Here is a 12651-nt window from a genome sequence, read left to right on the forward strand (position 1 = left end):
CGGGCGGGCAGCGTGCAAACGCTGTCCGACTACGGGTTGCCCGATCTCAATGACATGCGCCTGAGCCTGCACGACTCCCTGAGTCAGGCCCGCCTGGCCATCGAAAGCTTCATCGAAGCCTACGAACCGCGCCTGAGCAACGTGCGTGTCATTTCCCTGCCGCGTGACCACGACCAGTTGCGGCTGGCCTTCAGCATCGAAGGTCTGCTGGAAGTCGAGGGTTTCAAGCGTCAGGTCAGTTTTTCCGCGCGCCTGGATGGCAGCGGTCAAGTGAAGGTCACCTAAGGAGATTCCCGATGTCTGGCAAACCCGCAGCACGCGTATCCGACCCCACCGCTTGCCCACTTCCAGGCCACGGTACCAACCCGATCGCCGCCGGTTCCGGCGACGTGTTCTTCGACGGCCTCGCGGCCGCCCGCCAAGGCGATGCCTCGGCGTGTGGTGGTGCGATGGTTGGCGATCTGGCGACCACAGTTCTGATCAATGGCAAACCGGCCGCCACCCTAGGTTCGGTTGGTGCTCACGGCAACAAGGTCACGGCAGGTTCCGGGACGGTGATTATCGGTAATTCGCACTCGCCGGCGCCGTTTGTGCCGCCGTTGCCGGTGGAGATCAAGTGGCCGTTCGATGAGCACTTTACGATCAATTGCCAGGACACAGGCAAGCCAATGGCGGGTGTGGCGTACACATTGAAAACCGCCTCGGGAAAGATCATCAACGGTGTTACCAGTGCTGATGGAAAAACGCAGAAAATTTCTTCCGCTCAGGCTGAAGCGGTGGAATTAATAATTGAACAACAAACTGAAGTGATGATTGGCTGAATGCTTGACTGGTTTTTATACGTGAGTTTCGGTTTCTAAGGTTTGAAGTAAGGATGTTGATATGGCAGACACGGTAGTAGCATCCAGCCTCACCCCAGCGAGTAACAAAGCTGGGCAGTCTACTGTTGTTCGACTTTTTAAAGTTAGCGATATTCCTGCTGCCATGGACAAAATGAAATGGCCGGTTGCCGCCGCATTGATGCGTCACTGGTTTAATGGTGCCCCTTGGAAGAACGCCAGTGGCGGAATGGAAAAAGAAGAAAAAGAACGTGTGAGGCCGGTGCCCGATCAGTATATCGAAGAAAATATAGTGAAAATGGACTGGGTGCTGAAGTTCAAGAAGCCTGAAGAAACGCGTAAAGTTCTTAAAGCGGCGTGGAATAATGAAAAAGCCATGCCAGAAATAAGCACAAAGATACTTCGTGCATTTGGAAATTCGGGTCCTGGTTGTTATCCAGTTACATTTAACGGCAAGGGACGTGCAGCCGAAAAGTTCGGTTATTTTAACTCGCGTGCAGTTAACTTCAGTCAGTTGGGTGGTGGTGAACTCGATGAACTGCGCGGAGCTTTGGCGAACTTCAATATGCGGGTTATCGCAGAAGGCGTTGTCAACGTCTTTGACAGGAAAGTCGTGTTCGTTGCCGATCGCCTGGGTTACTACGTTGAAGATAACTACGATTTTAACGATGGTGACGATTTCATCAGTCAGCCACTCGGATTCTGGAATTTCGATGGCGTCGCCGGGGTAATGGACGCCAATGCGCAAAATATGGCAATCGATCAGGAAACTGCAGGTATCGCGCGGTCATCCATATTCGGAATGAGCGAAGCGGCAGAAAAGCGCTTTGTCGAAGCTGCGAACAAACGGTATTTCTTTATCCAGAACAAGCATTTTGTGGAGTACAGGAAGCTTTACTCAAAAGGCGGAGATTTCAAGCTGTTCTCTGATATTTTTTATGAAAATATTAATCCTGTGACTATCGAGTTGGTGAAGAATTGATGAGCGCCAAAAAGATTGTCTTGCTCCTCGGCTTTTTGCTCGTTGTGATCGCTTCTTTTGCTGTTTCCATGAACGGTATTATTAAGCGTCAGGCGAGCAGTTCTGTAGTAAGCGAATCAGGGAACTATTTAATTGAAAATGTGCCCGTCAGAGGTTTGCTTGTGCCTTTTGATGATTTGTCATACTTGCGAATTACCGACAAGAGAGACTCGAACGCAGTATTTCGATCACCTTTATATTCGCGCAGTACTGTGGATATGACTGCCCATGAAGATAATGTAATTGTGGGTATCGTATGGATCGATTTTTACAAGCGCGATCAACATTTTGGTATCAGAGTTCCGGAGTGGAAACCGCATTGGCTCAACGCTTTTATCAGTAACACCCCTTATGAAATTGCAGAGGGCGATTAGGGGAGAGCCAAGTCGCCGGCATGACATGAAGACCGCTATCCGTCCGTTCTACAGGTGTGTTTTTGATGAGTTCCACTACCAGGCAGGTAACCCGTGTCCTTTAACCACTACTACCAAAGCGAACTCACCGCACTGCGCCAGTTGGGTCGCCGTTTCGCCGAGCGTAGTCCGGCGTTGGCGCCGTTTCTGGGCCAGGCTGGGCGGGATCCGGATGTGGAGCGGTTGCTGGAAGGCTTTGCGTTTCTCACCGGGCGGCTGCGGCAGAAGCTCGATGACGAGCTGCCGGAACTCAGCCATTCGCTGATGCAGCTGCTGTGGCCGAACTACATGCGCCCGCTGCCGGCGTTCAGCATTTTGCAGTTCGATCCGCTGAAGCGTTCCGGGCCGGCACTGGTGGTCGAGCGCGATACGCCGATTGAAAGCAAACCGATCGAAGACGTGCGCTGCCGCTTTCGCACCTGCTACCCGACCGAAGTGCTGCCGCTGGATCTGGCCGCGCTGAACTACTCGGTGAAGGGCGATGGTTCGCTGCTCAGCCTGCGTCTGGAGATGAGCGCTGACGGTCACCTCGGTGAGCTGGAACTGAGCAAACTGCGCCTGCATTTTGCCGGCGAACGCTACATCAGCCAGATGCTCTACCTGAGCCTGCTGCGCAACCTGGAAGGCATCGAACTGATCCCGCTCGACGGTGCGGGCAAGCCCATCGACGGTGTGGCCGGCAAGCCGATGGCGTTCAAGATTCCGGGTGACCGGGTCAAGCCGGTGGGCTTTGCCGAAGAAGAAGCGTTGATCCCGTATCCGCTGAACACCTTCCGTGGTTATCGCTACCTGCAGGAATACTTCGCCTTCCAGGACAAGTTCCTGTTCGTCGACGTCAACGGTCTGGACATCCTCAAGGCGCTGCCGGAAGACACGCTCAAGCAGATGCGCGGCCTGGAGCTGCGTTTCGATATCCGCAAGAGCGGCATCATGCGCATGCGGCCGACCCTGGATAACGTGAAGCTGTTCTGCACGCCGATTGCCAACCTGTTCGCGCATGACGCACTGCCGATCCGCCTCGACGGCAAACAGGATGAATACCTGCTGCTGCCGGCGGAATACGATCTGGAAAACTGCGGCGTGTTCTCGGTGGAAACCGTCACCGGCTGGAAGCCCGGCGGCCTCGGTTATCAGGAGTACGTGCCGTTCGAATCCTTTGAGCACGACCCGAGCTTCGACGTGCCCAACAGCCGTCCGCATTACAGCATCCGCCAGCGTTCGTCCTTGCTGCATGACGGCCTCGACACCTACCTGAGCTTCGGCATCCGTCACACCGAAGCCCACGAAACCCTGTCGATCGAGCTGATGTGCACCAACCAGAACCTGCCGCGCAAGCTCAAGCTTGGCGACATCTGCATGGCCTGTGAAGAGACCCCGGAGTTCCTGAGTTTTCGCAACATCACCCCGGCCACGTCGAGCTTCGCGCCGCCGCTGAACCGTGACTTCCTGTGGAAGCTGATCAGCAACATGTCGCTCAACTATCTGTCGCTGGCCGACGTCAACGCGTTGAAGGTGATTCTCGAAACCTACGACCTGCCGCGCTACTACGACCAGCACGCGGAGAAGGTCAGCAAACGTCTGCTCGGCGGCCTCAAGCACATCAAGCATCACCACGTCGACCGGCTGCACCGTGGCTTGCCGGTGCGCGGTCTGCGCACCGAACTGACCATCGACCCGGAAGGGTATATCGGCGAAGGCGATCTGTTCGTTTTCGCCTCGGTTCTCAACGAGTTTTTCGCGCTTTACGCCAGTCTCAATTCGTACCACGAGCTGCGGGTAAAAAGCACACAGGGAGAGGTGTACCAATGGACACCACGTATGGGCCTACAGCCCCTGCTTTAAGCGGGCTGACCAAGGTAATACGCGAGTACTCGCTGTTTCAGGCCGTGCTGCTGGTGATCGACCGGCTGCGCGAAGCGCACCCGTACCTGAGCGAAGACGATCTGTACGATCAGGTGGAGTTTCAGGCCAACCCGAGCCTGGGCTTTCCGCGCAGCGACGTCGATCGCGTGGAGTTTTTCGAAGAGCACGGGCAGATGCGCGCGCGCATGCGTTTCAACCTGATCGGGCTGGTCGGTTCCGGTTCGCCGCTGCCGGCGTTCTATGGCGAGCAGGCACTGGGCGACAGCGAGGACGGCAACCCGACACGCAACTTCCTCGACCTGTTCCACCATCGCCTGCAACGGCTGATGCTGCCGATCTGGCGCAAGTATCGCTACCGCGCCAGTTTCCAGAGCGGCGCGGTCGACCCGTTTTCCGCGCAGCTGTTCGCTCTGATCGGCCTAGGTGGCGACGAGATCCGCAAGGCCAAGGAACTGAACTGGAAACGCCTGCTGCCATACCTCGGTTTGCTCAGCCTGCGGGCGCACTCGGCGGCGCTGATCGAAGCCGTGCTGCGTTACTACTTCAAGCACGAAGACCTGGTCATCGAGCAGTGCATCGAGCGTCGCGTGGAGATCCTCGACGAGCAGCGCAACCGCCTCGGGCGCGCCAACAGCCTGCTCGGTGAAGACCTGGTGTTGGGCGAGCGGGTGCGCGACCGCAGCGGCAAATTCCGCATTCACATCACCGAACTCGACTGGGAGCGATTCCACGAATTCCTGCCGATCGGTTTCGGTTACCAGCCGCTGTGCGCGCTGGTGCGGTTCACCTTGCGTGACCCGCTCGATTACGACATTCGCCTGGTGCTGCGCCCGGAAGAAATCCGCGAACTGCGCATTGGTGAGAAGAACGACTGTCGCCTGGGGTGGACCAGTTGGCTGGGCTGCGAAAAAGCAGACGGCGTGGTCACCCTGGGCAGCAAAATTCATTAAGGACGTGAGCCATGATCAACGTAGACCTGCAACAACTCATCCAGGCGCTGGACGCCGAAACCCGTCGCGATCTGGAGCGTTCGGCCGAACGTTGCGTGGCCCGTGGCGGCAGCAAGATCCTCGTCGAAGACCTGCTGCTGGGGCTGCTGGAGCGTCCGAACGGCTTGCTCTCGCGCGCCTTGCAGGATGCGGATGTCGATGCCGGTGAACTGAGCGCTGCACTGCAATCTCGCGTTGAACACAGCGCCTCGCGCAACCCGGTGTTCGCCCCGGAACTGGTGCAATGGCTGCAAGACGCACTGCTGGTGGCCAACCTCGAACTGGGCCAGACCCAGGTCGAAGACGCCGCGCTGATCCTCGCGCTGCTGCGCAACCCGATGCGCTACGCCGGCAGCCGTTATCAGCCGCTGCTCGCCAAACTGAACATTGATCGCCTGAAGGAATTTGCCCTGTCGCAACAGGAGCAACCGGCCGCCAACGGCAAACCGGCGGCGCAAGGCGAATCGCTGCTGCAGCGCTTCACGCACAACCTGACCCAACAGGCGCGCGACGGCAAACTCGACCCGGTGCTGTGCCGCGATGGCGCGATCCGGCAGATGGTCGACATCCTCGCCCGTCGCCGCAAGAACAACCCGATCGTGGTCGGTGAGGCCGGCGTCGGTAAAACCGCCATCGTCGAAGGCCTGGCCTCGCGCATCGCTGCCGGTGAAGTGCCGCAGGTGCTCAAAGGTGTCGAGCTGCTGTCGCTGGACATGGGTTTGCTACAGGCCGGCGCCAGCGTCAAAGGTGAATTCGAGCGTCGTCTCAAAGGCGTGATCGACGAAGTCAAAGCCTCGCCGAAGCCGATCATCCTGTTCATCGACGAAGCCCACACCCTGATCGGCGCGGGCGGCAACGCCGGCGGTTCCGACGCGGCCAACCTGCTGAAACCGGCACTGGCCCGTGGCGAATTGCGCACCATCGCCGCGACCACTTGGGCCGAGTACAAGAAATACTTCGAGAAGGACCCGGCGCTGGCCCGGCGTTTCCAGCCGGTGCAGTTGCATGAGCCGACCGTCAGCGAAGCGGTGACCATCCTCCGTGGTCTGGCGCAGGTCTACGAGAAGAGCCACGGCATCTACCTGCGCGATGACGCGGTGGTCTCGGCGGCGGAATTGTCGGCGCGTTACCTGGCCGGTCGCCAACTGCCGGACAAAGCCGTCGACGTCCTCGATACCGCGTGTGCCCGCGTACGCATCAGCCTCGCCGCTGCCCCGGAAAGCCTCGAACGCCTGCGTGGCGAACTGGCTGAAGGTGGTCGCCAGCGTCAGGCCCTGCGCCGCGATGCCGAGGCCGGTTTGCTGATCGACCACGAAGCGCTGGATGCACTGGAAGCGCGACTGGACGAAGCCGAAAGCGAAATGGTCGCGCTGGAAAGCCTGTGGACCGAACAGAAGCAATTGGCCGAGCGCCTGCTGGAATTGCGTCAGCAACTGGCCAAGGCCCGCGAAGCTGCCGCCGTCGAGCCGACCGTCAGCGTTGAAGAAGACGCCGAAGGCACCGTGATCGAAACCCTGGTTGCCGAGGTCGAGGAAGGCCAGAGCGTCGCAGCGCTGGAGGCCGAGCTGAATAAGACCCACAGCGAGCTGACTGCCGCGCAGGTCAAGGAGCGTCTGGTCAGCTTCGAAGTCTGCCCGCGTCTGGTGGCCGAAGTGATCAGCGCCTGGACCGGCGTGCCGCTGGCGCAGCTGGCCCGCGAACACAACGCCAAGGTCGCCAGCTTCGCCACCGACCTGCGCACGCGCATCCGTGGTCAGGAACAAGCCGTGCACGCACTGGATCGCTCGATGCGCGCCACCGCGGCCGGCCTGAACAAGCCGGATGCGCCGGTCGGCGTGTTCTTGCTGGTCGGCCCGAGCGGCGTCGGCAAGACCGAAACCGCGCTGGCCCTGGCTGACCTGCTGTACGGCGGCGACCGTTTCATCACCACCATCAACATGTCCGAATTCCAGGAGAAGCACACCGTATCGCGTCTGATCGGTGCGCCACCGGGCTACGTCGGTTATGGCGAGGGCGGCATGCTCACCGAAGCGGTGCGCCAGAAACCGTACTCGGTGGTGCTGCTCGATGAAGTCGAAAAGGCTGATCCGGACGTGCTCAACCTGTTCTACCAGATCTTCGACAAGGGCGTGGCCAACGATGGCGAAGGTCGCGAAATCGACTTCCGCAACACCTTGATCCTGATGACTTCGAACCTGGGCAGCGACAAGATCAGCGACCTCTGCGAAGACGGCGCGCGCCCGACCGCCGAGCTGCTGGAAGAGACCATTCGCCCGGTGCTGAGCAAACACTTCAAACCGGCGCTGCTGGCGCGGATGAAAGTGGTGCCGTACTACCCGGTCGGCGGCCCGGTGCTGCGCGAGCTGATCGAGATCAAACTCGGTCGTCTGGGCGAGCGTCTGAACCGTCGTCAGCTGGATTTCAGCTGGTGCCAGAACCTCGTCGATCATTTGTCCGAGCGCTGCACGCAAAGCGAAAGCGGCGCGCGCCTGATCGACCATCTGCTCGACCAGCACGTGCTGCCGCTGGTGGCCGACCGCTTGCTCGATGCGATGGCCACCGGTGAAAGCCTCAAGCGTGTGCATGCCACGCTCGACGGCAACGCCAGCGTGACGTGCGAGTTCGCCTGAGGTGGGTGTGATGTTCACTCAAGTGCCGCAGCCACTGGTCTATGCCGAAGCCTTGCTGGCGCAGTTCGCCAGCCTGTCGCGCGCGGCGGACGGTGCTGCGCTGCTGGGTGACTTCGTGCGCGGGTTGGCCGAGCTGAGCGGTTGCGAACTGACGCAACTGTACCTGCTCGACGCCACCCACACCTGCCTGGGGATGAACGCCGAATGCCTCGACGGCGCGCTGCAACCGCGCGCTGCCACCAGCCTGCCGGCGGACTACAACGGTGAGCAGTTGCTGCAGTTTGCCTTGTGCCAGAACCGCGTGGTGTGCCTCGACGATCTGGGCGCCAGCCTGCACGAAACCAGCTTTCTGCCGGCCACCGCTGGTGCCTGGCAATCGCTGCTGTGCGTGCCGCTGGTCAATCAGCAGAAGGCGGTTGAAGGCCTGCTGCTGTGCGCCAGTCGTCGCCATGTCGACTTGCAAGGCTTCGCTGACTCCCTCGGCCAGCTCGGCTCGTTCGTGCTCGGTCAGCTGCACTTGCTGCAGCGTCTGCGCCAGCCGCCGGCCGAATCGGCCACAGTGGCGCGCAATGTGCCGAGCATCAACGGCTATGGCCTGATCGGCAAAAGTGCGGCGATGCGTCAGACCCACTCGTTGATCAGCAAAGTCCTGCACAGCCCGTACACCGTGCTGCTGCGCGGCGAGACTGGCACCGGCAAGGAAGTCGTGGCGCGGGCGATTCACGATTGCGGCCCGCGACGCTCCCAGGCGTTCATTGTGCAGAACTGCGCGGCAGTCCCGGAGAACCTGCTGGAAAGCGAGCTGTTCGGCTATCGCAAAGGTGCGTTCACCGGTGCCGATCGCGACCGCGCGGGTCTGTTCGATGCGGCCAACGGCGGCACGCTGTTGCTCGACGAGATCGGCGACATGCCGCTGTCGCTGCAAGCGAAGATTCTGCGGGTGTTGCAGGAAGGCGAGATCCGTCCGCTGGGTTCCAACGACACGCACAAGATCGACGTGCGCATCATCGCCGCGACGCACCGCGATCTGTCGACGCTGGTCAGTGAAGGCAAATTCCGCGAGGACTTGTATTACCGCCTCGCGCAATTCCCGATCGAGCTGCCGGCCCTGCGTCAGCGCGAAGGCGACATCCTCGAACTGGCTCAGCACTTTGCCGAGAAGACCTGCGCGTATTTGCAGCGTGATCCGGTGCGCTGGTCGAGCGCGGCGCTGGAACACCTGGCCGGTTACACCTTCCCCGGCAACGTGCGCGAACTCAAGGCACTGGTCGAACGCGCGGTGCTGTTGTGCGAGGGCGGCGAGTTGCTGGCCGAGCATTTCTCCCTGCGCATGGAGCCGATGCCCGAAGACCACAGCGGCCTGAACCTGCGCGAGCGCCTGGAAAAAGTCGAACGCACGTTGTTGCTCGACTGCCTGCGCAAGAACGACGGCAACCAGACCCTCGCCGCCCGCGAGCTGGGCTTGCCGCGCCGCACCCTGCTGTACCGCCTCGGGCGGTTGAATATCAACCTGGGTGACTTCGATGGTTGATCTGAACACTTATTGGAAGGCGAATTCCCCTGTGGCGAGGGAGCTTGCTCCCGCTCGACTGCGCAGCAGTCGCAACCCGGTTCACCTGGTTTCCCTGAGGCACCGCAGTGTCTGGTTTTGGGGCTGCTGCGCACCCCAGCGGGAGCAAGCTCCCTCGCCACAAATTGCTCACTTGCCACAGGGGGTCGGTGTACCCCTTGTGATGGTTCGAAGGCCCCGATGTAGAGCCTTCGAGACCACCCAAAGAATTGATTTCAGCGCCGCCCGCAAGGGTCGGCGCTTTGTGCTTTGTCTACCCCTGGAGACCCTCTGATGTCTGTTCGTCACTGGCACGCTGTCCTGCTGACCCTCGTCGTTCTATGCGGCCTTGGCGGCTGTAGCGGCAATTACAAATTCAACGACAACGACTATCGCCCGTTGGGTGATCCGCAAGCGGTCAATCGCGGCAAGTGACCGCAAGGAGCATCAAACATGGAATTGGTTTTCGAAATGCTGAACACCAAGCAGTTCGTGCCCACCGAGTTGTGCCAGAAGACCTTCAAACAGGCTGGTGGCGTGATCGGGCGGGGCGAGGACTGCGACTGGATCATTCCTGACCGCAAGCGTCATCTGTCCAATCACCACGCGATTGTCAGCTACCGCGAAGGCACGTTTTTCCTCACCGACACCAGCAGCAACGGGGTTCAGGACGGCGACAGCGGTGCACGCCTGCACAAGGGCGAACCGGTGCGCATCGAGCACGGCAGCACCTACGTGCTCGGCGACTTCGAGATTCGTGCGCGGCTGGTGCGCGACCCGGCGACATTCGATGGTGAAGTCGGCCGTCCGCGTGCCGCCGGCAGCATCATTCCGGACGACGCGTTCCTCGACCTCGATCCGTTGAACGCGATCGAACAGCAAGAGCGCGTCTATTCGGAAATCGACGAACTGTTGGCGCCGACCGCCAAGCCCGAGGACTCCCGTCAGCGCGCAGACTATGCGCGCATCGACATGGAAAGCCTGATGGTGCCGGAGCTGATCGCCCCGGTTGAACCCGAGCCAGCTCCGGCCCCGAAGGTCGTCGAGCGGCAGAGCGAGGGATTCTGGGAGCATTTCGGTGCAGCGCTGGGCGTTGACGTCAAAGGCCTGGATCACGACGCCCGCGAAGCTTTGGCACTCAACGCCGCGCGTCTGCTGCGCCAAAGCATCGGCGGTTTGCAGCAGAGCCTGCGCACCCGTTCGGAGCTGAAAAACGAACTGCGTCTGGCCCAGACCACCGTGCAAGGCACCAACAAGAACCCGCTGAAATTCGCCGTCGATCCGAGCGAAGCGCTGGAGATTCTGTTGCAACCGCACAAGCCCGGCCATCTCCCGGCCGAGCAGGCGATCTCCCGTGCGTTCCGCGATCTGCAAGCGCATCAGGTCGCGCTGCTCACCGCCAGCCGCGCCGCCGTGCGCGGCACGCTGGAGCACTTCTCGCCAGAGCAGCTGACTTTGCGTTTCGAACGCGACAACAAGCCGTTGATCGCCACGTCGGGCGGGCGCTGGAGAGCGTTCGGCCGGTACCACCAGGCCCTGCGTCAGGACGATGACTGGAGCGAGCGTCTGCTGGCCCGCGACTTCGCCCAGGCCTACGAAGAACAGATCCGCCTGATCTCCACCCTCCACACCGACCACCAAGGATGATGCGCATGTCTCGCCGCTCGACCGCTTTTTTCAAGACGCTGACTGCGCTCACCGTATTGGTGCTGCTCGCCGGTTGCTCGTCGCTGTCGCCGTATTCGAAAGTGACCAAAGTCAATCTGAAGCTGACCGGCAGCGATCAGCTGAACCCGGACCTCAACGGTCGTCCGTCGCCGATCGTCGTGCGCCTGTTCGAACTCAAGCACCCGGTGACCTTCGAGAACGCTGACTTCTTCAGCCTCTACGAGCGCGCCAAGGAATCCCTCAACCCGGATCTGGTGGCCAGCGAAGAACTCGAACTGCGCCCGGGTGAGACCGTGGAAATGAAGCTCAGTGTGGAGGAGGGCAGCCGCTACGTCGGCATTCTCGCCGCGTACCGTGATCTGCCGGAAACCAAGTGGCGTTACACCGTGCAGGTCACGCCGCTGGAGCTGACCGATGCCGATCTGACCCTCGACCAGGCCGGGATCCGCAACACCCATGAAGCGCTCGCCAAGGCGGATGACTGAACATGAATACCCATAAAGTCATTTGGCAGGAAGGCATGCTGCTGCGGCCGCAGCACTTCCAGCACAACGATCGCTATTACGATCACCAGATGAAAACCCGCACCCAGCTGCTGGGTGGCTACACCTGGGGTTTCCTCAATCTGGAGATCGACCTGCAGTTCCTCAACATGGGCAAACTGGTGATCAGTGCCGCCTCGGGGATTCTGCCGGACGGCAGCCTGTTCGAACTCGGCGGCAACACCGAGCCGCTGGCGCTGGACGTGCCGCCAAACACCGGCAACACGCCGATTTACCTGGCGCTGCCATTGGTCACCGGCAACCATATCGAAGCGCGCCGTCCAGAGCAGTCCGACGTGCTCGCACGTTACACCGCGTATGACGCCGAAGTGGCGGACTCCAACGCCGGCGACGATTCCGCCAGCCAGGTCAGCTGTGGCCGCCCGGACTTCAAACTGTTGCTCGGCGAGCAGCAAAGCGATCAGGCCTACGTGAAGCTGAAGATCTGCGACGTACTCGACACCACGCCCGACGGCGTGATCAGCCTCGATCCGGATTTCGTACCGACTTACCTTCAGGCCCACGCTTCCAGTTATCTGCTGTCGTGCCTCAAAGAAGTCATCAGCATGCTCAGCCACCGTGGCGACACGATTGCCGAGCGGATTCGCTCCAACGGCAAGGTCGGCGGCGCGGAGGTCGGCGACTTCATGATGCTGCAACTGATCAACCGCACCGAACTGCTGCTGCGCCACTACCTCGGTCTGGAACAGGTACATCCGGAAGAGTTGTATCGCACGCTGCTGACCATGCTCGGCGATCTGGCGACCTTCTCCAGCGACAGCAAGCGCCCGCGTCTGGACAGCCGCTATTCCCACGCGGACCAGGGCGCGAGCTTCCGCAAACTGATGGAAGCGATTCGTCAGGTGCTGTCGATGGTGCTCGAACAGCACGCTATCGAACTGATCCTGCAGGCGCGTCAGTACGGCATCATCGTGTCGCCGTTGCACGACCACAAACTGCTCGGCTCGGCGTCGTTCGTACTGGCGGCGAGTGCCAACTGCGACTCCGAAGAATTGCGCCACCGCTTGCCGGCGCACCTCAAGGTCGGCCCGGTGGAGCGCATCCGCCAACTGGTCAACCTGCACTTGCCGGGGATCAAGGTCAAACCGTTGCCGGTGGCCCCGCGGCAGATCGCTT

12 protein-coding genes are annotated in these 12651 nt (G+C 60.7%); all 12 read left to right on the plus strand.

The features are described 5' to 3' along the window. Positions 1 to 285: type VI secretion system baseplate subunit TssE (tssE, locus tag ACIOUG_RS19290; protein ID WP_401067793.1), on the plus strand; the 285-nt coding region annotated here is incomplete at its 5' end. An 11-nt stretch (positions 286 to 296) separates the two neighbouring features. Continuing rightward, on the plus strand, positions 297 to 821 hold the full coding sequence (locus tag ACIOUG_RS19295; protein WP_401067796.1) for a PAAR domain-containing protein: 525 nt from the start codon (positions 297 to 299) through the stop codon (positions 819 to 821). Between the two features lie 61 nt (positions 822 to 882). Beyond that, complete coding sequence (locus ACIOUG_RS19300; RefSeq protein WP_401067799.1) at positions 883 to 1821, plus strand: DUF6402 family protein; 939 nt, start codon at positions 883 to 885, stop codon at positions 1819 to 1821. Next, positions 1821 to 2234, plus strand: coding sequence for a hypothetical protein (locus ACIOUG_RS19305; protein ID WP_401067802.1), 414 nt, complete (start codon positions 1821 to 1823; stop codon positions 2232 to 2234). The genes ACIOUG_RS19300 and ACIOUG_RS19305 overlap by 1 nt, the downstream gene beginning before the upstream one ends. Positions 2235 to 2327: 93 nt before the next feature. Then, on the plus strand, positions 2328 to 4115 hold the full coding sequence (gene tssF / locus ACIOUG_RS19310; protein WP_121182770.1) for a type VI secretion system baseplate subunit TssF: 1788 nt from the start codon (positions 2328 to 2330) through the stop codon (positions 4113 to 4115). Further along, the gene (gene tssG / locus ACIOUG_RS19315; protein ID WP_401067803.1) at positions 4079 to 5086 is read left to right on the plus strand and encodes a type VI secretion system baseplate subunit TssG; all 1008 of its coding nucleotides are present in this window, start codon (positions 4079 to 4081) and stop codon (positions 5084 to 5086) included. Before tssF ends, tssG begins: the two co-directional genes overlap by 37 nt. An 11-nt stretch (positions 5087 to 5097) precedes the next feature. Then, complete coding sequence (gene tssH / locus ACIOUG_RS19320; protein ID WP_401067805.1) at positions 5098 to 7755, plus strand: type VI secretion system ATPase TssH; 2658 nt, start codon at positions 5098 to 5100, stop codon at positions 7753 to 7755. Between the two features lie 10 nt (positions 7756 to 7765). Further along, a complete protein-coding gene (locus ACIOUG_RS19325) occupies positions 7766 to 9286 on the plus strand; it encodes a sigma-54 interaction domain-containing protein (protein ID WP_401067807.1) in 1521 nt (506 codons plus the stop codon). A 312-nt stretch (positions 9287 to 9598) separates the two neighbouring features. Then, the gene (locus tag ACIOUG_RS19330; RefSeq protein WP_003229566.1) at positions 9599 to 9739 is read left to right on the plus strand and encodes a hypothetical protein; all 141 of its coding nucleotides are present in this window, start codon (positions 9599 to 9601) and stop codon (positions 9737 to 9739) included. Positions 9740 to 9757: 18 nt separating this feature from the next. After that, entirely contained in the window at positions 9758 to 10951 is a 1194-nt protein-coding gene (gene tagH / locus ACIOUG_RS19335) for a type VI secretion system-associated FHA domain protein TagH (RefSeq protein ID WP_003229565.1), read from the plus strand. A gap of 5 nt (positions 10952 to 10956) precedes the next feature. After that, positions 10957 to 11457: a type VI secretion system lipoprotein TssJ gene (gene tssJ, locus ACIOUG_RS19340; protein WP_401067811.1), complete on the plus strand. Its 501-nt coding sequence runs from the start codon at positions 10957 to 10959 to the stop codon at positions 11455 to 11457. A 2-nt stretch (positions 11458 to 11459) separates the two neighbouring features. Then, positions 11460 to 12651, plus strand: a 1192-nt coding sequence (gene tssK, locus ACIOUG_RS19345; protein WP_401067813.1) for a type VI secretion system baseplate subunit TssK, incomplete at its 3' end; no start/stop codon positions are given.

The organism is Pseudomonas sp. NPDC087803 (assembly GCF_044742995.1).
Classification (GTDB): domain Bacteria; phylum Pseudomonadota; class Gammaproteobacteria; order Pseudomonadales; family Pseudomonadaceae; genus Aquipseudomonas.

Excerpts from the sequence above, each read along its gene's own strand:
- tagH (WP_003229565.1), top strand. The coding sequence starts at position 9,758 with ATGGAATTGGTTTTCGAAATGCTGAACACCAAGCAGTTCGTGCCCACC.
- tssJ (WP_401067811.1), top strand. The coding sequence starts at position 10,957 with ATGTCTCGCCGCTCGACCGCTTTTTTCAAGACGCTGACTGCGCTCACC.
- tssG (WP_401067803.1), top strand. The coding sequence starts at position 4,079 with ATGGACACCACGTATGGGCCTACAGCCCCTGCTTTAAGCGGGCTGACC.
- ACIOUG_RS19300 (WP_401067799.1), top strand. The coding sequence starts at position 883 with ATGGCAGACACGGTAGTAGCATCCAGCCTCACCCCAGCGAGTAACAAA.
- ACIOUG_RS19305 (WP_401067802.1), top strand. The coding sequence starts at position 1,821 with ATGAGCGCCAAAAAGATTGTCTTGCTCCTCGGCTTTTTGCTCGTTGTG.
- ACIOUG_RS19330 (WP_003229566.1), top strand. The coding sequence starts at position 9,599 with ATGTCTGTTCGTCACTGGCACGCTGTCCTGCTGACCCTCGTCGTTCTA.
- ACIOUG_RS19325 (WP_401067807.1), top strand. The coding sequence starts at position 7,766 with ATGTTCACTCAAGTGCCGCAGCCACTGGTCTATGCCGAAGCCTTGCTG.
- ACIOUG_RS19295 (WP_401067796.1), top strand. The coding sequence starts at position 297 with ATGTCTGGCAAACCCGCAGCACGCGTATCCGACCCCACCGCTTGCCCA.
- tssH (WP_401067805.1), top strand. The coding sequence starts at position 5,098 with ATGATCAACGTAGACCTGCAACAACTCATCCAGGCGCTGGACGCCGAA.